19 protein-coding genes are annotated in these 18,554 nt (G+C 70.8%); 8 read left to right on the forward strand and 11 right to left on the reverse strand.

Annotated elements, in window-relative coordinates; translation table 11 throughout:
- Positions 1-9: 9 nt before the first annotated feature.
- Entirely contained in the window at positions 10-879 is an 870-nt protein-coding gene (locus tag ITJ66_RS13120) for an NAD-dependent epimerase/dehydratase family protein (protein WP_194644905.1), read from the reverse strand.
- Positions 880-918: 39 nt separating this feature from the next.
- Here ITJ66_RS13120 and ITJ66_RS13125 point away from each other — a divergent pair, with 39 nt between their 5' ends.
- Complete coding sequence (locus ITJ66_RS13125) at positions 919-1,527, forward strand: DNA alkylation repair protein (protein ID WP_194644906.1); 609 nt, start codon at positions 919-921, stop codon at positions 1,525-1,527.
- A gap of 47 nt (positions 1,528-1,574) precedes the next feature.
- On the opposite strand, the gene ITJ66_RS13130 is transcribed toward ITJ66_RS13125, so the two are convergent.
- The 3 genes from ITJ66_RS13130 to ITJ66_RS13140 form a co-directional block, all read right to left on the reverse strand.
- Positions 1,575-3,017 carry an L-fucose/L-arabinose isomerase family protein gene (locus tag ITJ66_RS13130; RefSeq protein WP_194644907.1) on the reverse strand — a complete coding sequence of 481 codons (1,443 nt, stop codon included), beginning with the start codon at positions 3,015-3,017 and terminating at the stop codon, positions 1,575-1,577.
- 101 nt (positions 3,018-3,118) lie between these two features.
- Positions 3,119-4,153 carry a LacI family DNA-binding transcriptional regulator gene (locus ITJ66_RS13135; RefSeq protein ID WP_192006331.1) on the reverse strand — a complete coding sequence of 345 codons (1,035 nt, stop codon included), beginning with the start codon at positions 4,151-4,153 and terminating at the stop codon, positions 3,119-3,121.
- Positions 4,154-4,282: 129 nt separating this feature from the next.
- Entirely contained in the window at positions 4,283-5,212 is a 930-nt protein-coding gene (locus ITJ66_RS13140; RefSeq protein WP_079706405.1) for an aldo/keto reductase family oxidoreductase, read from the reverse strand.
- A 48-nt stretch (positions 5,213-5,260) separates the two neighbouring features.
- On the opposite strand from ITJ66_RS13140, the gene ITJ66_RS13145 reads away from it, so the two are divergent.
- Entirely contained in the window at positions 5,261-5,689 is a 429-nt protein-coding gene (locus ITJ66_RS13145; RefSeq protein WP_194602781.1) for a PLD nuclease N-terminal domain-containing protein, read from the forward strand.
- A 90-nt stretch (positions 5,690-5,779) separates the two neighbouring features.
- Here the strand turns inward: ITJ66_RS13145 and rhaS are convergent, their stop codons facing one another.
- The 4 genes from rhaS to ITJ66_RS13165 all read right to left on the reverse strand — a co-directional run bounded on the left by rhaS (position 5,780) and on the right by ITJ66_RS13165 (position 10,607).
- Entirely contained in the window at positions 5,780-6,841 is a 1,062-nt protein-coding gene (gene rhaS, locus ITJ66_RS13150) for a rhamnose ABC transporter substrate-binding protein (protein ID WP_085514253.1), read from the reverse strand.
- A 70-nt stretch (positions 6,842-6,911) separates the two neighbouring features.
- On the reverse strand, positions 6,912-8,012 hold the full coding sequence (locus ITJ66_RS13155) for an ABC transporter permease (RefSeq protein ID WP_079706408.1): 1,101 nt from the start codon (positions 8,010-8,012) through the stop codon (positions 6,912-6,914).
- Positions 8,005-9,057 carry an ABC transporter permease gene (locus tag ITJ66_RS13160; RefSeq protein WP_079706409.1) on the reverse strand — a complete coding sequence of 351 codons (1,053 nt, stop codon included), beginning with the start codon at positions 9,055-9,057 and terminating at the stop codon, positions 8,005-8,007. The genes ITJ66_RS13155 and ITJ66_RS13160 overlap by 8 nt, the downstream gene beginning before the upstream one ends.
- Positions 9,054-10,607 carry a sugar ABC transporter ATP-binding protein gene (locus tag ITJ66_RS13165; RefSeq protein ID WP_194644908.1) on the reverse strand — a complete coding sequence of 518 codons (1,554 nt, stop codon included), beginning with the start codon at positions 10,605-10,607 and terminating at the stop codon, positions 9,054-9,056. The genes ITJ66_RS13160 and ITJ66_RS13165 overlap by 4 nt, the downstream gene beginning before the upstream one ends.
- A 197-nt stretch (positions 10,608-10,804) precedes the next feature.
- Between ITJ66_RS13165 and ITJ66_RS20195 the strand changes: the two genes are divergently transcribed.
- The 3 genes from ITJ66_RS20195 to ITJ66_RS13180 all read left to right on the forward strand — a co-directional run bounded on the left by ITJ66_RS20195 (position 10,805) and on the right by ITJ66_RS13180 (position 14,167).
- Positions 10,805-11,509, forward strand: a complete 705-nt coding sequence (locus ITJ66_RS20195) for a response regulator transcription factor (RefSeq protein WP_194644909.1) — start codon at positions 10,805-10,807, stop codon at positions 11,507-11,509.
- A gap of 4 nt (positions 11,510-11,513) precedes the next feature.
- Positions 11,514-12,947 (forward strand): HAMP domain-containing sensor histidine kinase, encoded by a 1,434-nt coding sequence (locus ITJ66_RS13175; RefSeq protein WP_194644910.1) that lies wholly within the window; start codon positions 11,514-11,516, stop codon positions 12,945-12,947.
- A gap of 188 nt (positions 12,948-13,135) precedes the next feature.
- Complete coding sequence (locus tag ITJ66_RS13180) at positions 13,136-14,167, forward strand: LacI family DNA-binding transcriptional regulator (protein WP_194644911.1); 1,032 nt, start codon at positions 13,136-13,138, stop codon at positions 14,165-14,167.
- An 18-nt stretch (positions 14,168-14,185) separates the two neighbouring features.
- Here ITJ66_RS13180 and ITJ66_RS13185 read toward each other — a convergent pair whose 3' ends face one another.
- Positions 14,186-14,617 (reverse strand): type II toxin-antitoxin system VapC family toxin, encoded by a 432-nt coding sequence (locus tag ITJ66_RS13185; RefSeq protein ID WP_194644912.1) that lies wholly within the window; start codon positions 14,615-14,617, stop codon positions 14,186-14,188.
- Entirely contained in the window at positions 14,614-14,940 is a 327-nt protein-coding gene (locus tag ITJ66_RS13190; RefSeq protein WP_191942003.1) for a plasmid stabilization protein, read from the reverse strand. The genes ITJ66_RS13185 and ITJ66_RS13190 overlap by 4 nt, the downstream gene beginning before the upstream one ends.
- Positions 14,941-15,202: 262 nt before the next feature.
- On the opposite strand from ITJ66_RS13190, the gene ITJ66_RS13195 reads away from it, so the two are divergent.
- Together ITJ66_RS13195 and ITJ66_RS13200 are read left to right on the forward strand one after the other, a co-directional pair.
- Positions 15,203-16,123: a C40 family peptidase gene (locus ITJ66_RS13195; RefSeq protein WP_137244178.1), complete on the forward strand. Its 921-nt coding sequence runs from the start codon at positions 15,203-15,205 to the stop codon at positions 16,121-16,123.
- 93 nt (positions 16,124-16,216) lie between these two features.
- The gene (locus ITJ66_RS13200) at positions 16,217-17,563 is read left to right on the forward strand and encodes a carboxylesterase family protein (protein WP_194644913.1); all 1,347 of its coding nucleotides are present in this window, start codon (positions 16,217-16,219) and stop codon (positions 17,561-17,563) included.
- Between the two features lie 20 nt (positions 17,564-17,583).
- On the opposite strand, the gene ITJ66_RS13205 is transcribed toward ITJ66_RS13200, so the two are convergent.
- Positions 17,584-18,144, reverse strand: coding sequence for a TetR/AcrR family transcriptional regulator C-terminal domain-containing protein (locus ITJ66_RS13205; protein ID WP_194644914.1), 561 nt, complete (start codon positions 18,142-18,144; stop codon positions 17,584-17,586).
- A 44-nt stretch (positions 18,145-18,188) separates the two neighbouring features.
- Here ITJ66_RS13205 and ITJ66_RS13210 point away from each other — a divergent pair, with 44 nt between their 5' ends.
- A complete protein-coding gene (locus tag ITJ66_RS13210) occupies positions 18,189-18,554 on the forward strand; it encodes a DUF952 domain-containing protein (RefSeq protein WP_124767605.1) in 366 nt (121 codons plus the stop codon).

Genomic DNA, 18,554 nt, shown 5'->3' on the forward strand with positions numbered 1-18,554 from the left:
GTCGTCCGATCAGGGGAGCTGCGCCGAGTAGCCCTCGCGGTACGTGGGGTAGCGGTAGGTGAACCCGGTGTCGCGGAGGGCGGCCGCCGTGATGCGCTTGCCGCGGTGCGGTTCTTCCGGGGTGCGACCGGCGTCGTCGAGCGTCGGGGGAGCGACGCCGAGTCGGTCGGCGAGGAAGTCGGCGACCGTCGACAGCAGGACCGGCTCCTCGTCGATGCCCGCCACGACCGGCGGGAGCGATGCCGCCGGCAGGTCGAGCAGGTGCACGATCACGGCAGCGGCGTCGTCACGGTGGATGCGATTGGTCCAGCCGGAGGGCCGGGTGACACGGCCGTCGCGGACCTGGTCGACGAACATCGTGGCCGTCGGACCGTAGAGGCCGCCGAAGCGGATGGCGCTCGCCTCGGGCACCGCGCCGAGGACGGCCTCCTCAGCCGCGAGCAGGGCGCGCGCGGTGCCGGTGGTCGGGACGGCCGGCGTGGTGTCGTCGATCGTCTCCCCGCCGTCCTCGCCCCACACCGCGGTCGACGAGACGAACAGGATGCGGGGTGGGGTGCCGGGGAGTGCGGCTGCGGCAGCGAGGAGGTGCCCGACACCGTCGCGGTAGAGGGCGTCATAGGCTTCGACCGAGCGTGCCCGCGGCGCAAGGGCCACCACGATCGCCGTCGTGTCCGCAGGGAGATCGGGGGCGGAGGTCGTGAGGTCGCGGAGCTGGAGGGTGAAGCGCCCCTCGACCGACTCGGGCGCCGGGTTCGGCTCGGGGGCCGGGTTCGTCTCGGGCGCCGTGCGCTTCACGCCGACGACGTCCTCACCACGGGCCAGGAGCCTCCCGGCGACGTCCGAGCCGAGCTGTCCGAGTCCCACGATCACGACGGTCATCGCTCCACCGTACCCGGCGCCAGGGGTGAGAATGGTGGGATGAGTGCTGCGGGGGAGTTCATCGACGCGGCGCTCCAATACGAGGGCGACGGCTACCGCGCAGCGGACGTCGCCGAGCGGCTCGGCGACGGACTCCGGTCCTACGGCTCCTCGGTCGGTGCCGTGCGCGGCACGGTGCGCGACGCCCTCCGGAAGTTCCGCGGACTCGAGCACGACGAGCTGGCAGCCCTCGCCTCGGAGCTGTGGGCCGTGCCGGTCTTCGAGCGTCGGCTCGCCGCGATCGTCCTCCTGCAGTCGAGCGTCCCGGTGCTCAGGCACACCGATCTGACACGGATCGAGGGCTTCGTCCGCGCCGGTCGGGTGCCCGAGCTCGCCGACCCGCTGGCCACCGACGTCATCGGACCGCTCCTGGAACGCCTCGACGGGACGGCCCGGACCAAGGCCGAGACCGTCCTCGACCGCTGGATGCAGGACGAGCCCTGGTTGCGGCGCGCCGCACTGCTCGCTCCGATCCGCGAACTCGGTGCGGGTGGTGGGGACGTCGATCGCGCCACCCGTCGTCTGGCCGTCGCCCTGGACGGGTTGCAGCGCCCGGCGCCGATCGCCGTCGTCGAGCCCGCGGCGGAGCGTCTTCGCTCCGTGCTTTGATCCGTCCTGTCGCGAGGTCCGGGTTCGACTCAGGGACCGACGGCGCCTCACACCTGGCGGAAGTCGATCCCCAGGAGGCTCGCCGCAGCCCGGTAGTCCGCCGCCCGGTGGCCGAGCGAGAGCGACCAGTGATGCCCGATACCGGTCGCGCTCCACTCGTCCACCCAGACACCCGGGTCACGCCCGAAGTCGACGCGGCTCGTCGTGTTGCCGATCGCGAGCAGCGGGCCGGGGACGACCTCGCCCTCCGACGCGACGAAGGCGAGCGAGCCGTCGCGGTCCTGCCCCAACCCCAGCAGCGTGACCGGCCCGTGCCGCACGTCGAACTCGACGCTCACACCCCAGCCGCGCTTGCCGTGGTAGACCCCGAGGCCGCGCAGCAGCGGGTCGCGAGAGCTGACGGCGAGGTGGGCCGGTCCGTCGTGTCCCATCTCGACGACCTCGTCCTCGAAGTCCAGCGCCTGGATCTCGCAGAACGACCCACCGGCGCCGACGACCTGGGTCGCGAGCTGAGCGACCGTCGTCCGTAGCTCGTACTCGCCGGTCGTGGGGATGCCGCGAGCAGTGAGGAGGGACGCGCCGAGGATCATCCCGGCACCGAGCCGCTCGTGCTGTTCGCCGTCGCGACCGCGGTGGTAGTAGGCGAGGCTGTCGAGCGCGAACTCGTCGACGAGCCGGTCGAGCCCGACCGACACCTTCGCTCCCCACGCGAAGTCGTCCTCGACCACCGTGTCGTCGAGGGTGAAGATCTCCCTGGCTAGGGCCATGCGGTCGGCGACCTCGGCGTCGGTCACCTCGTCGACGAGGACGCGGAGGTCGTCGAACTCCACGACCTCGACGTGTGAACCGAAGGTGGTCGGCAGGAGGGTGAGGTCGGTGGAGACGTCGAGCATGCCGGGGTAGACGTGGCCCATGAGGCCGTGGCGGGCGTGGCGGAGGGCTGCGCGGACGTGCGCCGCCCGGATCCACTGCGAGATGCGGTCCCACGCCGACTCCTGACGCAGCCACCCCGACACCGAGCGGAACGGGATGCCCGCGCGACGGAAGACGTTGCCGACCTCGGGTACCGGGCACTGCCCGCAGTAGGCGAGCCACGCGCCGGTGTCGAAGCTCGCGTGGTCCATCCGCTCGGTGGGCTGCAGGTCGATGACGAGGACCGGGGTGTTCGCGCGCTGGGCGATCGGCAGGACCATCGAGGAGGTGAGGTAGGTGGTGAGGAACAGGACGATGAGGTCGCAGTCGCCCTGTCGGAGTTGTTCCGCCGCGGCGTCGCCCTCCTGCGCGTCCGAGATGAAGCCGACGTCGACGACCTCGGCGTCCATCTGCTGGAAGCGTTCCGAGACGTACCGGGCCGATTCCTGGAGCTGGGGGAGTAGCTCCGGGAACTGCGGCCAGTAGGTGCCGAGGCCGCCGGCGACGAGGCCGATGCGGGGCTTCCGCCGTGCCTTCGGGGTGAGGAGCGGGTGGACGGCTGCTGCGGTGTGGGTCATCGTCGATCCTTGGGTGGGTGCGGGTCCGGGAGTATTTAATCGATTAAATACTGGTGACGACTGTACCCGGGCGTCACCGCCGCGTCCAGCCTCGGCGCTGCTCAGGCAGGCAGGGGAGCGGACTCGCGGACGACGAGATGCGGCTCGAGCGTCCGCGTGACGTGCTCGTGTGCCGCGCGGTCGGCGCCCAGCTCGGCCAGGAGGATCTCGACGGCCACGCGCCCGAGTTCGTCCTTCGGCTGCTCGACCGTGGTGAGCGGCACCCGCCCGTCGGCCGCGAGCGCGAGATCGCCGTAGCCGACCACCGACACCTCGTCGGGCACCGTGAGGCCGCCGTCGTCCAACCCCCTGATGACGCCGAGCGCGAGTTGGTCGTTCGTGCAGAACACGCCGGTCGGACGCGGTGTCGCCGCCGCGATCCGACGACCTGCGATGCGCCCCGCGTCGACGGTCATCTCGTCCACGGTGACCTCGCGGAGGTCGTCGGGGTCGCGACCGGCCGCGATGAACGCGTTCCGGGCACCCTCGCGTCGATCGGCGCACTGCGGGATCGCCAGGTCGCCGTTCACGAGCACGATCGACCTATCGGACGCCGGGTCGGGACTGGCGAGCAGGTGGGCGACCGCCAGCTCCCCGCCGTGCACGTCGTCGATCGCGACGGAGCAGCCGGTGCCCTCGGGGGCGGTGCGGTCCATCAGCACGAGGCGGCTGCCGACCCGTCGCAGCTGGGCCAGTCGGGAGGCGTCGGCCGTCAACGGAGCGACGAGTGCGCCGGCAGCCCGGTGCTCGGCGAGCATCTCGAAGTGCCGGAGTTCGAGGTCCGGGTCGTCGTGGCTCACGCAGAGCGCGACCGTGTAGCCGTGCTCGGCCGCGGCCTCGGTGACCCCGCGGGCGATCGCCGAGTAGAACGGGTTCGCGATGTCGGGGATGACGAGGCCGATGAGCCGGTTCGTGCCCTGTCGCAGGGTGGCGGCGGCACGGTTGGGGACGAAGTCGAGTTCCTCGATCGCGGCGAGCACGCGCTCGCGCGTGGCGGGGGCGACGATCTCGGGGCGGTTGAGCGTGTTGGAGACGGTCGCGTTCGAGACGCCGGCGAGTCTGGCGACGGCGGCGAACCCGATGTCGTGCTTCGCCATGCTGCCCTCCGCTTCCTCTCCGAGCGTACCGGCGCGACCTTCGTCCCGTTCTCAGGACTCCTTCGGTGTGGTGGGGCGATCTCCACCCGACACGCCGCGGAAGTCCTGAGAACGGTCCGGAGGCGACCGCTACGGGAGGGTGTGGCCCGCGGCGGTGAAGAGGCGGTACCACTCCTCGCGTGACAGCGTCACGTCGGAACCTGCGGCCGCTTCCTGGACGCGCGACGGCTTGGTGGTGCCGAGCACGACCTGGATGTTCGCGGGGTGCCGGGTGATCCACGCGGTCGCGATGCCGGACGGCGTCACGCCGTGTGCGGCTGCGAGCTCGTCGAGCACGTCGTTCAGTTCCGCGTAGTGCTCGCGGTCGCCGATGAAGACGCCCGTGAAGAAGCCGGCCTGGAACGGCGACCACGCCTGCAGGGTCATGCCGGTCAGGCGGCTGTAGTCGAGCATCCCGTTGTCGCGGTCGATCGACTGGTCGAGGCCGGCCATGTTCGCGGCGACGCCCGACGCGATGATCGGGGCGTGGGTGATGCTCAGCTGCACCTGGTTGACGATGAGCGGCTGCTCGACGGAGCCCTTCAGCAGCTCGACCTGCGCCGGCGTGTGGTTGGAGACACCGAAGTTCCGGACCTTGCCCGCGGCCTGCAGGGTGTCGAACGCCGACGCGACCTCTTCCGGCTCGACGAGGCTGTCGGGGCGGTGCAGGAGCAGGAGGTCGAGGTAGTCCGTCTTGAGGGCGGCGAGCGACTCGTCGACGGTGCGGAGGATGTGCTCCTCCGAGAAGTCGAAGAAGCCCTTGCGGATGCCGACCTTCGACTGGATGAGCACCTGCTCGCGCTCGGCGGCGGTGAGGGTGACGGCGTCGCCGAAGCGACGCTCGCAGCCGTGACGCTCCGAGCCGTAGATGTCGGCGTGGTCGAACACGGTGACGCCGGCGTCGCGTGCGGTGTGGAACAGGGTGCGGATGGCCTCGTCGTCGAGGGCCTCGATCCGCATGAGGCCGAGGACGATGCTGGACGCGGTCAGGTCGGTCTGGGGCAGGGGGATGGTCTTCATCCGACCATCCTGGCCGAACCCACCGGTGGTCTGCCTAGGATTGACGACATGTTCGTGTTGTCGTTGCTGCTCATCGTCCTCACGATCATCGCGCTCATCGACGTGGTGGGTCAGCCCGAGCCCGTCGTGCGCAACCTGCCCAAGATCGTGTGGGTGCTGCTCATCGTCTTCATCCCGCTCATCGGCGTCGCCCTGTGGTTCCTGCTCGGCAAGGACTGGTCGACGAGCCGGATCAAGCTCCCCGAACGTCGTGGCCGGAAGCAGTCGCGGACGTCCGGCTCGTGGGGCCCGGGTCGCGGTCCCTCGACGACCGCGACGCCCTCGCCGTCGCAGCCCGACCGCGCCGTCAGCAGCACGGAGGAGCAGCTCGCCGCCCTCGAGCGCGAGATCCAGGCCGCCGAGGACGCCGAGCGCATCCGCAAGCTCGAGCTGGAGATGAAGCGCGACGATCCCGACGCCGACGACAAACTGCCCTGACTCAGGAGTCCGTCGGCGCGTCGACCGGGTGTGGTCGCGGCATGCCGAGGAGTTCCTGAGACAGGGCAGTCGGGTGTGACCGGGTGACTCCTAGAAGTCGTACTTGTCGATGTTCGACGCGTCGAAGGTGGTCGGCGGGCCGACGATGACGGTGCCGTCGGCGCCGACCTCGCGCTCACCGAGGTCGCCGGCCTCGAAGGTGTCGCCCTCCTTGCCGGTGATCGTGCCCTCGGCGAGTGCCTTGCCGGCGAACGCTGCGACGTAGCCGAGCTGAGCCGGGTCCCACAGCGCGAACGCGGTGACGGTGCCGTCCTTCACGAACGGACGCATCTCGTTCGGGAGGCCGAGGCCGGTCAGCGCGACCTTGCCCTTGTACTCCGAGGTGGAGAGGTAGCGGGCGGTCGCGGCGATGCCGACCGTCGTGGGCGAGATGATGCCCTTGAGGTTCGGGTGCGCCTGGAGCAGCCCCTGGGCCTCCTGGAACGACTTCGTGTCGTCGTCGTCGCCGTAGACCTTCGCGACGAGCTTGATGTCCTTGTAGTCCGGGTTGGAGGCGAGCTCCTCCTCCATGTACTTGATCCACTCGTTCTGGTTCGTCGCGTTGGCCGTGGCCGAGAGGATCGCGATCTCGCCCGAGCCACCGATCTGCTCCGAGATGAGCTTCGTCTGGATCAGGGCGACGTCCTTGGCGACGACCTGGGAGATGAAGACGTCGCGGCAGTCCTTGCTGGTGTCGGAGTCGAACGCGACGATCTTCGCGCCGCCGTCACGGGCCTCCTTGAGGGCGGGGCAGACGGCGTCGGGGTCGTTCGCCGCGATGACGATGACGTTCGTGCCGGCCTGGGTCTCGGCGTTGATGAACGACACCTGGCTGGACGCGCTCGCCTCGAGCGGGCCGACGACCTCGGTGGCGCTGAAGCCGGCAGCCTTCGCGCCGTCCTTGCCGCCGCCGAGCACGACGTCCGTGTACGGGTTGTTGAGCTGCTTGGGGATGAAGGTGATGCTCTCCGCGGCACCGCCGCCACCACCCGATCCCGCGGAGTCGCCGGTGGCGCACCCCGTCGCGATGAGTGCGAGGGAGGCTGCTGCGGCGATGAGGGCCGCTGCGCGACGGGCCGAACGGCCTGCTGCGCGGTTTCGAATCGACTGCATTGTCTGTTCCTTTCTGGATACGCCTGGTGCTGTGGCGTGGGGTGCCCCGAGGGCTGCGCCGATCGGGAGATCAGTGCTGGGGCAGGCTGCGTCGGATCCGTCGGTGGTGGTTCCACTGTTTGACGGATTCGAAGATACTGGGGCCGACCACCGAGGCGATCAGCAGGGTCCCGGTCACGATGATGAGGACGACGTCGGAGACGCGGCCGAGCCGGAGCGCGTAGTTGATGGTGCCGATGAGCAGCACACCAGCGACGACGCCCGGGATGGACCCCTTGCCGCCGAAGATCGAGACGCCGCCGAGGAGTACGGCCGCGATGACGGCGAGTTCGAGCCCGGAGGCGTTGTCGCTGCGGGCGCTCGAGTAGCGGAGCGTCCAGAACACCCCCGCGAGGGCGGAGACGCCGCCGGTCGCGACGTAGAGCCAGAACTTCGAGCGGGCGACCTTGATGCCGACGAAGCTCGCGGCCTCCGTGCTGTACCCGAGCGCGTAGAGCCCGCGACCGAAGGGGGTCAGGTGCAGGACGACGCCGAAGGCGAGCACGACGACGAGGACCCCGACCATGACCACGGGGATGCCGGTCGAGCCGATCTTCGACGTGAAGAACGCGGTGAGCTCGGGCGGGAAGTTCGCGACCGCGTTGTCGCCGATGACGACGAGCGCGAGGCCGCGGAACAGCGCGAGCGTGCCGATCGTCACCGCGAGCGACGGGAGTCCGACCACCGCGATGAGGAAGCCGTTGAACGCGCCGGCGACGACTCCGACGAGTAGCCCGATGAGGAGGACGACCCCGATGTCCATCCCGCCGCCGGCCCACAGCACGCCGATGACGGCGCTCGTGAGGCCCGCGGTGCTCGCGACGGACAGGTCGATCTCGCCGGTGATGATGACGAGCGTCATCGGCATCGCGATGAGGAGGATCGGGATGACGTCGAGGAGGAGGAAGCCGACCGTGACGGGGGAGGCGAACCGCGGGATGAGCAGACAGGCGCCGATGACGACGACGAGCAGCGCGTAGATCATGATCGCGTCGCGACCGAGGAGGATGCGCGAGGCGCCGGTGCGGCCCTTCGGTTCGGCCACGAGCACGCCGGTGGTGTCGGTGCCGAGCGGGCCGGAGCCCTTGGTGAACGGAGCCTTCGGGGCTGCCGGGGTCTTCAGATCAGACATCGCGTGCCTCGCTCATTCGCAGTTTCTTGGCCGTACGGAGGCTGGCGACGCGGTCGATGATGATCGCGGCCAGGATGAGGATGCCCACGATCGCCTGCTGCCAGAACTTGTCGACGCGCAGGGCGGTGAGGGCGCTCGTGATGGTGGTGAGGAGGATCGCGCCGATCGCGGCACCGGCGACCGAGCCGCTGCCGCCGAAGATCGCGACACCGCCGACCACGGCCGCCGCGACGACGTCGAGCTCCATGCCCGACCCGGTGGTCGCGCCGACCGAGTTGAAGCGCGAGGCGTAGAGCACGCCGGCGAGTCCGGCGAGCAGCCCGTTCGCCAGGAAGGCGAGGAAGACGCGGCGGCCGACCGGGATGCCGAACAGCTTCGCGGCGTCGGGGTCCGACCCGATCGCGTAGAGGTCGCGGCCGGAACGGGCGCCGGCCATGTAGACGGCGACGACGACCACGACGAGGATCGCGATGAGGGTGATGACCGGGAAGCCGAGGACGGTGTCGACGGACAGGTTCCCGAACGCGTCGGGTCGGTCGTCAGCGAAGTACTGCGTGCCACCGGCCCACGCGTTGTTCAGGCCTCGGTAGATGTAGAGCGTGCCCAGGGTGATGACGAGGGCCGGGACCTTCGCGATCGTGACGAGCGCACCGTTGATCGCACCGAGCACCGCACCGAGCAGCATCGCGATGGCGAACACCGCGATGATCGGCAGCTGCGGCATCGTCGCGAACATCGTGCCGGTCGCGAAGGCGACGAGCCCCAGGATCGAGCCGACGGACAGGTCGACGTTGCGGGTGATGATGACGAGCGCCTGACCGACGGCGAGGATGATCATGATCGTCGCGTTGAGGAGGAGGTCCTTCACCCCCTGCGCCGACAGGAACAGCGGGTTCGCGAGGTAGGTCACGAGCACGAGGACGACGAGGGCGACGGTGACCGGGAGCTCCCGGAGTCGCACGATCGATGCGATCGGGTTCGTCGTGCGCTCGGTTGCGACGGTGACGGGGCCGCCGCCTCCCGGCTTGGTGGTGGTGTCGGTCATCGTGCGCCTTCCAGGGAACCGGTGGCCGCGTGCATCACGGTCTCCGGGGTCGCTTCTTCGCGGGTGAGCTCGGCGGTGATCCGGCCCTCGTGCATGACGAGGACGCGGTCGGCCATGCCGAGGACCTCGGGCAGTTCGGAGGAGATCATGAGGATCGCGATGCCGCGGCCGGCGAGCTCGGAGATGAGGCGGTGGACCTCGCTCTTCGTGCCGACGTCGATGCCGCGGGTGGGCTCGTCGACGATGAGGAAGGTCGGCTCGGTGGCGAGCCACTTCGCGAGGACGACCTTCTGCTGGTTGCCGCCGGAGAGGGTGGAGACCGCGTACTCCTGAGAGCCGGTCTTCACCTGGAGGCGGGCCGACCACTCCTCGGCCGCCTCGCGTTCGCGGCGGCCGGAGATGATCCCGAACCGCGCGAGCCGGTGGCGGAGGGTGAGGGTCGCGTTGCGGGCGACAGACAGGTCCATCACGAGACCCTGCTTGCGGCGGTCCTCCGGGACGAAGCCCATGCCGGCGTCGATCGCGGCCTGCGGGTCGCCGGCCTTGACCGGCTTGCCGTCGAGCGTGACGCGTCCGGTGTCGTAGGGGTCGATGCCGAAGACGGCGCGGGCGACCTCGGTGCGCCCGGCGCCGACGAGTCCCGCGAGGGCGACGATCTCACCCGAGCGCACCGTGAACGAGATGTCGGAGAAGACGCCGGCGCGCGACAGCCCGTCGACGGTGAGGACCGCGTCGCCGATCTCCGCGTCCTGCTTGGGGAAGAGGGCGGCGATGTCGCGACCGACCATCTGCCGGACGATCGCGTCGACCGTCGTCTCGCTCGTGGCGTGCGTGGCGATGTAGCGGCCGTCGCGCATGACCGTGATGCGGTCGCACAGCGCGAAGACCTCCTCGAAGCGGTGGGAGATGAACATGATGCCGGCGCCCGCGTCGCGCAGGGAGCGGGCGACCTGGAAGAGGCGGTCGACCTCGACGCCGGAGAGCGCGGCGGTCGGTTCGTCCATGATGAGGACCTTGGCGTCGAGCGAGATGGCCTTCGCGATCTCGATGATCTGCTGGTCGGCGATCGACAGGCCCTCGGCGACGCGGTCGGGGTCGATCTGCACGCCGAGGCGGTCGAACAGGGCGCGGGCGGCCTTCCGCATGGCGCCCGTGCTGATGAGTCCGAGGCTGTTCTTCGGCTGGCGGCCGATGAAGATGTTCTCGGCGACGGTGAGGTCGGGGAACAGGGTCGGCTCCTGGTAGATCACGGAGATGCCTGCGGCCTTGCTGTCGGCGACCCCGCGGAAGGCGACGGGCTTCCCGGCGAGGGTGAAGTCGCCGGCATCGGGGGTGTAGAGCCCGGCGAGGATCTTCACGAGCGTGGACTTCCCGGCGCCGTTCTCACCGACGAGCGCGTGGATCTCGCCGGCCTCGATCTGGATGGTGCCGTCGGCCAGGGCGACGACGGGGCCGAAGGTCTTCGCGGCTCCGATGAGGGAGAGCGCCGGCTGGGCGCTGCGCCCGGCGGGCTCGGTGCGCGTCGGCTGCGCTGGATGGTCGATCGTCATTGAGGGTCCGTTCCTCCACGGTGAGGGGCTCGCTCTCGACAGGATGTGAATCGATTCAGGGTCGGGAGCACCTGCACTGTATGGCCGCCGGATCGCGGGCGGCAAGGCGAAGCGTTCGTTCCTGACAGGACCTTCAGAAACGGCGCCCCGGTCGGCTCGCCTAGGCTGTGGATGCTCGATGGCGAAGGAGGACGACCGTGCGGATCCTCGTCGTCGATGACGAACGCGAGATGGCTGGGCTCCTCTCCCGCGGTCTCGGGTCGGACGGCCACGACGTGACGACCGCGTTCGACGGCCCGACCGCGCTGGACCTCGCGCGGCAGGCGATCGTGCCGGCGTCCGGCGGCGACGCGGGCTTCCAGGTCGCGGTCGTCGACGTCATGCTTCCAGGGCTCTCCGGATTCGCCGTCTGCCGCGAGCTCAAAGGCCTCGACCCGACACTCGCGGTGATCCTGCTCACGGCGCGCGACGCCGTGGACGACCGGGTCCGCGGGCTCGACGCCGGAGCCGACGACTACATGATCAAGCCGTTCGCCTTCGCCGAGCTCGCCGCCCGGATCCGCGCGGTCCGGCGGCGGGACGCGCTCACCGTGCAGCCACGCCTGGACGTCGGTGGGCTGACGCTCGACCTGCACCGGCACCGCGCGCGCGTCGGTGACCACGACGTGCCGCTGAGCGGGACCGAGTTCGACGTCCTCCGGGTGCTCGCGACCGAGCCGGGCGTCGTCGTCTCCCGGGCGGCCATGCTGCGGGAGGTCTGGGAGACCTTCGACAACATCGACCCGAACGTCGTCGACCAGTACATCAGCCGCCTCCGTCGCAAACTCGACCTGGCGGAGGCGGGCGTCCGCATCGTGACGAGCCGCGGCGTGGGCTTCTCGCTCGTCGCCGCAGGGAGCTGAGGGCGTGTCGTCGGACCGTCGCCGGTCGACGCTGCACCACGGCATCCGCACGCGGATCGCCGGCGGCAGTCTGCTCATCGCCGTCGTCGTATCGCTCTTCGCCGGGCTCGCGATCAACGCCCAGCTGGAGCGCATCGTCCGCGACGGCACCGTCCAGGCGCTCCGCAGTGACGGCGCACAATACGTGTTCGCGCTGCAGGCGAGACCCGATGACCCGCTCCAGGGACCCGGCCTCGGCACCCGCATCGCGGTCATCGCCCCCGACGGCTCCATCCCGGTCTTCAGCCTGCCGACGACGCTCGCCGCGCAGCTCCCGGCGCTCGCCGCGACGCGGGAGGTCACCACGGTCGACGCCGGACCCGCCTCCTACATCCTGTTGTCACAGCCCGTGACCGTCGGTGGCGACACCTGGTACGTCATCGCCGGGCGCGACGAGGCCGAGGAGACGACCGTCCTCGTCCAGATGCGGCTCCTCCTCGTCGGGTCCTTCGCGCTCCTCGTCCTCGGTGTGGCGGCCGGCGGATGGATCCTGACGACGGTGTCGCTCCGACCCGTCACCAGGCTCCGGGTGAGTGCGCAGAGCCTCAGCGAACGGTCGACGGACGAGGTGCTGCCGGTCGGCCGTGCGGACGACGAGATCGCGCAGCTCGCGATCACCCTCAACGACCTGATCGAGCGGCTGCGGGCCTCGGCGGACCGCGAACGACAGCTCGTGTCCGACGCGAGTCACGAGCTCCGCACGCCGCTCGCGATCCTCCGCACCCAGCTCGAACTCGCGCGCCTCGAGGACTCGTCGCGCGAGCAGCTGCTCGCCGACATCGAGGGGGCCGAGCGCAGTGCGACGCGGTTGTCGGCGCTCGTCACCTCACTGCTCGAGCTGTCCCGCATCGAGGCGGCGACGCCGGAGGAGCGGACGAGCGCGGCCAGGTTGGAGGCCGACGTGCTCGAGGCGGTCGAGCGCGCGCGGTTCCGGGTCGCCTCGGACGACGCGTTGGCCGGGATCGAGGTCGAGTACGTGAGCGCGATCGCCGAGAGCGGGCCGGGGGACGGCGCGGCGGTGTACGCCGTGCGCGCCGACGATGTCGGTCGGGTCGTCGACAACCTCGCGGGGAACGCGCTGCAGGCGTTCACCGAGCGCGGGGGTGCTCCGCGCCGCGTGTCGGTCATGCTCGACGACGACGGCGGTCAGCTCACGCTGCGAGTGTCGGACAACGCCGGAGGGCTCGACCCGGCCTTCGAACCGCGGGCGCTCGAGCGGTTCAGTCGGTCGGACGCGACGCGGTCCTCCGGGCACGGTTCCGGGCTCGGGCTCGCGATCGTCGCCGCCATCGCGCGCAACGCGGGTGGGGCGATCGTGCTGCACAACCGTCCCGGCCACGGTCTCGAGGTCGTGGTCACCCTGCCCGCCGCTTCGGCCCTGCCGGTCGATCCCGCCTGATCGTCGCGCCGTTCTCAGGAGTCGCCCGGTGTGTCGGGGGCGGGCGGGGGCGCCGCGCCCGGGAACTCCTGAGTTGGGGACGCAGACGACCGGGGCAGCCGACTGCGCGGGCGCGAGGAGGCCCTGCGTGCAACAATGAGCCAGCCCGTCCGGCGTCACCCGGCGGGCCAGACAGGCGAAGGGGAGCCGTGAGCGCGAGCGTGAAGGACGTCGCGGCGAGAGCCGGCGTCTCGGTCGGGACCGTCTCCAACGTGCTGAACCGCCCCGAGAAGGTCTCGCCCGTCACGGTCGACCGCGTTCACGCGGCGATCGACGAGCTCGGCTTCGTGCGGAACGACGCGGCCCGCCAGCTCCGGGCCGGTCGCAGCCGCAGTGTCGGCCTCGTCGTACTCGACGTCGGCAACCCGTTCTTCACCGACGTCGCCCGCGGCGCCGAGGATCGAGCCGATGCGGAGGGGTGGTCGGTCCTGCTCGGCAACAGCGACGAGAGCGTCGACCGCGAGCGCGCCTACCTCGACCTCTTCGAGGAGCAGCGGGTCGCCGGCGTCCTGATCACCCCGCTCGGCGACGATCTCACCCGGCTCAGTCGACTGCGCGACCGCGGGACGCCGACGGTCCTCGTCGACCGGCAGACCGATGACACGAGCTTCTCGTCGGTCGCCGTCGACGACGTCGCGGGCGGGCGACTCGCAGTCGAGCACCTCATCGGACTCGGCCGGCGTCGCATCGCGGTCGTGGGTGGTCCGTCATCGCTCCGGCAGGTCGTCGACCGGGTCGCCGGTGCGCGTCAGGCGGTCGACGCAGCCGCGGCCGGTGGTGCCGACGTCACTCTCGAGGTCGTGGAGACCACCGCGCTGACGGTGCTGCAGGGGCGTTCCGCGGGTGAGGCCATCCGGAACCGTCCTCGTGACGAGTGGCCCGACGGGGTGTTCGCGGCCAACGACCTCCTCGCGATGGGGGTCCTGCAGGCGTTCAGCATGCTCGGTTCGGTGCGCGTGCCGGACGACATCGCGCTGATCGGGTACGACGACATCGACTTCGCGTCGGCGGCCGTCGTCCCGCTGTCGTCGATCCGTCAGCCGAGCGCGCTCATCGGCCACACCGCCGTCGAGCTCCTGCTCCGTGAGGCGGACGCGGGCGATCGACGCGTGCCCGAGCAGATCGTCTTCCAGCCGGAACTCGTCGTCCGGCAGTCGACGGTCGGTGTCGACCCGTCCTGAGGCGGATGTCGCCCTGCGTCATGCCAGGTGGTCGGGGACCCACGGGTCGATGAGGTGGAGGCCGACGCCGGCGAAGTCGCGCGTGTTCCTCGTCGCGAGAGCGGCGTCGGAGGATCTCGCGATGGCCGCGATGATCGCATCCTGAGGTCCGATGGGGTTGCCGGAGCGGCGTCGCGTCGTCATGAGCTCCGCGTAGTCGAGCGCGGCTTCCGCAGAGAAGGGGAGGACGCGTCCTGCGAAGTCGGCGTCGAGCACGGTCGCCACGGCCCCGACGAGCGCCGATCGGCGAGCGCCTGCAGGGAGGCGCAGGGCTCCTTCGAGGAGCTCGGCAGCGGTCATCGCGGTGAGGTGGAGGTCGGCCTCGTCCTGCCGGTCGAGCCACCGGGCAACCGTGGGGTCGGGCCGTGGCTTGAACAGTTCGGAGACGACGTTCGTATCGAGGATGATCACCTCGGGGCCGGGTCGTCCGCGTCGGCGCTCGCGGCATCGTCGAACGGATTCGGTCGGGTGGTCGTGGCGCGGTCGGGCAGTTCGATGACGAGTTCACCGTCGAGGTGGAGGTCGACGAAGCGCTGATGTATACGCTCCGCCAGCCCCGGTCGGTCGCTGTCGGCGGCCGAGGCGGCGCGGAGATCCTCAGCCGTCGTCGTCCTGACGGCCGCGGCGAGGATCGCCCGGATCTCCGCCTCCATCGATCGTCCGTGCAAGGCGCCGAGCTGTTGCAGACCGCGTTTCGTGTCCTCATCGAGATTCCGGACGGTCACCGTGGGCATGTCGTCACCTCTCGTGGGAATGGAGTGCTAGCACGATGTTAGCAAATCGGCGATTCGGGCTTCATCGGTCCTCCACAGGCCGCGCCAAGCGGAGGATCCTCTCAGGGACGTCCACGTAGGGTGGCCGTTTCGCCTCCCTCGGATCGGGCAACCGGTCGACCGCGGTCATCGAGGGGCGGCTCTGCCGAGGCGATGCTGCACCCACCGAGCATGAACCGAGCGCGCCCCCGACGCGACCGAGACCCAGGACGGTACCCCGCACATGACCAGCACCACCCCTGCGCGCGCCCTCGAGCGCCGCGACCCGAACACTCCGGCCGTGACCCCCGCCCGGACCGGCGGCCGCCACGTGGCCCTCAGCCCGCGAGCCGCCCGTCGCGCGGCTCGACTCGAAGACGCCAGCTGGACCGCCTCCGCCGAGGAGGAGCGACGCCACGTCGACCTCGTGCCCACCAAGCGGCCCTCGGCCCCGCGCGCCAAGAGCTCCTTCGCGAAGCGCGCCAAGCCGTTCGCCACGTTCGGCGTGATGACGCTCGCCACCGGGCTCTTCGTATCGGTGTCACTGCCGGCGGCCGCTGCCGGCGTCGACGTCGATGCGGCGACCGGTGGAGCGATCCCGTCTGCGGCGACGATGCAGTCGGTGTCGTACTCCGTGCCGTCGACCGCAGCCGATGTGCCCTTCGTGCGCGACGGCTACGGCGCGACCAGCCAGGAGGAGGTCGACGCCGCCTCGGCCGCCGCTGCAGCTGCCGCAGCCGAGGCGGCCGCGAGTGCATCCGCCGCCTCCTCGTCGTCCGCGTCGGCTTCGGCCGGACGCACGTACGCGGCTCCCGCCGTCGCCCGATCCGGCGAGGCGATCCTCGCCTACGCTGCGCAGTTCGTCGGCGTCGTCCCCTACGGCAACGGCAACGACCCGTCCGACAGCTTCGCCTGCGACGGCTACGTGCAGTACGTCTTCGCGGCGTTCGGTGTGTCCCTGCCTCGCGGCGCCGGTGCGCAGGCAGCGTCGGGCGTGCAGATCTCGGCGTCGGAGGCCGTCGCCGGCGACCTGCTCTACTGGCCGGAAGGTCACATCGCGATCTACGACGGCGCGGGCGGCATGTACGACTCTCCCGACTGGGGACGCTACGTCCAGCACCGGCTGTCGATCTGGGGCGACCCGGTCTACATCCGCATCCCGTAGACGACGGCGCTGAGTTGCCCGGAAGTGTCCGATTTCGCCGTGAAGACGCGCGATTCCGGGCAACTCGGCGACGGTGACGGATAGCGTGGACTGATGAGCGACGCACGCGGCTTCGAGACCTCCCTCGGCACGATCCTGGGTCGGGTCGACGGCGCGGTGGTTCGGGCTCGCGGCATCCCGTACGCCCGCGCGGGGCGCTTCGAGGTGCCGGTGCCGACCGGTCTTCCCGTCGGCGCCGACGGCGATCCGGTGCCGTTCCGGGCCTTCGAACGGGCGCCGGCCTCGCCGCAGCGTTCCTCCCGGGTGCTCGAGGCCGTCCTCGAGGGCGCTGGCGAGGGCATGGTCGACTCCGAGGACTGCCAGGCGCTCTCGATCACGGTCCCTGCCGACCTGCGCCCGGACGAGTCGTTGCCGGTGATGGTGTGGATCCATGGCGGCGCCTACGTCACGGGCGCCGGTGACCTCGATGTCTACGATCCGATCAGCCTGGTCGTCGAGCAGCGGGTCATCGTGGTGTCGGTCACGTACCGGCTCGGGATCCTCGGCTTCCTCGGTGACGGTGAGACGCTGCCGGCGAACCTCGGCCTGCTGGACCTCGTCCTCGCGCTCCGGTGGGTCCACGAGCACATCGTTGCGTTCGGCGGCGACCCGGGGTCGGTCACGCTCTTCGGGCAGTCGGCGGGCGGCGATGCGATCGCGCACCTCATGATCAGCGACGGCACCGCGGGGCTCTTCCAGCGCGCCATCGTCCAGAGCGCGCCGCTCGGCATCAGCAGTGGTCGGGCGAAGATGGCGAGTGCGATGATGCGGGCGGCCGGCAGCCCGACGCGGGACACCCCGGTGGTCGAGTTGCTCGCGCTCGAAGAGCAGGTGGAGCGGGCGGCGCGACGGTTCGGACTGCGTGGTGGCATGGCGTTCGGCACCCAGTACGGTCACGCGCCGCTCCCGGCGGAGGCCGACCGCGACGCCGCCTGGCGTGAGGCCGCCTCGCGCATCGATGTCCTGATCGGCTCGACGACGGAGGAGACCCGGCTGTACGTGCCGCTCATCCCGGCCTTCGCCCGTATGACCTCGATGCCGCTCGTCGGTGACCCCATCCGGCGGGCGCTCGTCGGCGCGACCACGCACGTGACCTACACGCGCGACGCCCGGAAGTTCGTCGAGCGGCATCGGGCGTCGGGCGGTCGGGCCACGCGGTACGAGCTCAGCTGGGCGCCGCCCGGCAGCCCCTACGGGGCGTCGCACGTGACGGACCTGCCCCTGCTCCTCGGCACCGAACGGTCGTGGAGCCGGACGGCGCTCATCGGCTCGGCCACGTGGGCCGAGGTCGACCGTCGTGGCCGCTTCCTGCGGCAGATGTGGGCCGACTTCGCGCGTGACGGGGTCCTGGCCGCCGACGCGACCGCGGGCCTGAGCGACGTGGTCACGCTCGACCGCTGAGCGTGGCGCTGGCCACCTGACTACTCGTCGACGACAAGCGCCAAGCACGCGCGGGCGTGCGCCCGTGCTGCATCCGGCGTCGGCGCAGCGGACAAGCCGAGCAGCCTGCGTCGATGCGGTTCGCCGAGGAGCAGGGTGTAGAGCTGTTCCGCCCGCTCGCCGACGTGGCCGGCGAGGAACGCGATCGAGCGGGCCGGGCCGGCGGCGTAGAAACCGGCGGCGACCTCGGGGAAGCGCGGAGACTCCGCGATCACGAGTCGGTGCAGCGCGATCGAGACGTCCGAGTGCAGTGCGATCACGAGTCGTGTCGCCGCGTCCTCGAGGGGTTCGGCTTCGGAGCCTGGCTCGTCGGCCGCGAGGAGGTACCCGTGCTGCCGTTCGACCGCCGCCGTCAGCATGCCGGCGAGATCGCCGAACCAGGTGTAGATCGTCCGCTTCGTCACGCCCGCGTCGGCGGCGATCGCCTCGATCGTCGTCCCGCCGAACCCGTGCTCGGTGAACCGGCGGATGGCGGCGTCGAGGATCGCGTCGCGCCGACGTTCGCGTTCGGCTGCCGTCGGGCGACCACGTCTCGATTCCATGCTCTAATGATACGGTAACGTCTCATTAAACGGAGAGGGTGGAGATGACGAAGATCCTGCATGTCGCGATCGTCGACGACTGGGAGGCCAGTCGGCCGTTCGGCGAGTACGAGGTGTCGACGAGAGCCGTGCCGTTCGTCGACGCCGGCTTCGTCCACGCGACGACCGCTGACCGGCTGCCCGAGGTGCTCGAGCGCGTGTACGGGTCGCTCCAACTGCCGCTCGTGCTCATCGTGCTCGACGTGGAGGAGCTCCATGCAGCGGGCCTCCAGGTCACCTGGGCTCCGACGCCGCGCGTCATCGCCCCGCTCCCGACCGCCGGCCCGGCGATCACCGCCGAGCTCCCGCTCGAGCGCGATGCGGCCGGCGCGTGGCAGGTGCCCGCGGCGCTCGCCGAGCTGCTGGGCTGA

Origin of the sequence: Plantibacter sp. VKM Ac-2885, from assembly GCF_015351205.1 — a bacterium.
In the GTDB taxonomy this organism is placed as follows: Bacteria; Actinomycetota; Actinomycetes; order Actinomycetales; family Microbacteriaceae; genus Plantibacter; species Plantibacter auratus.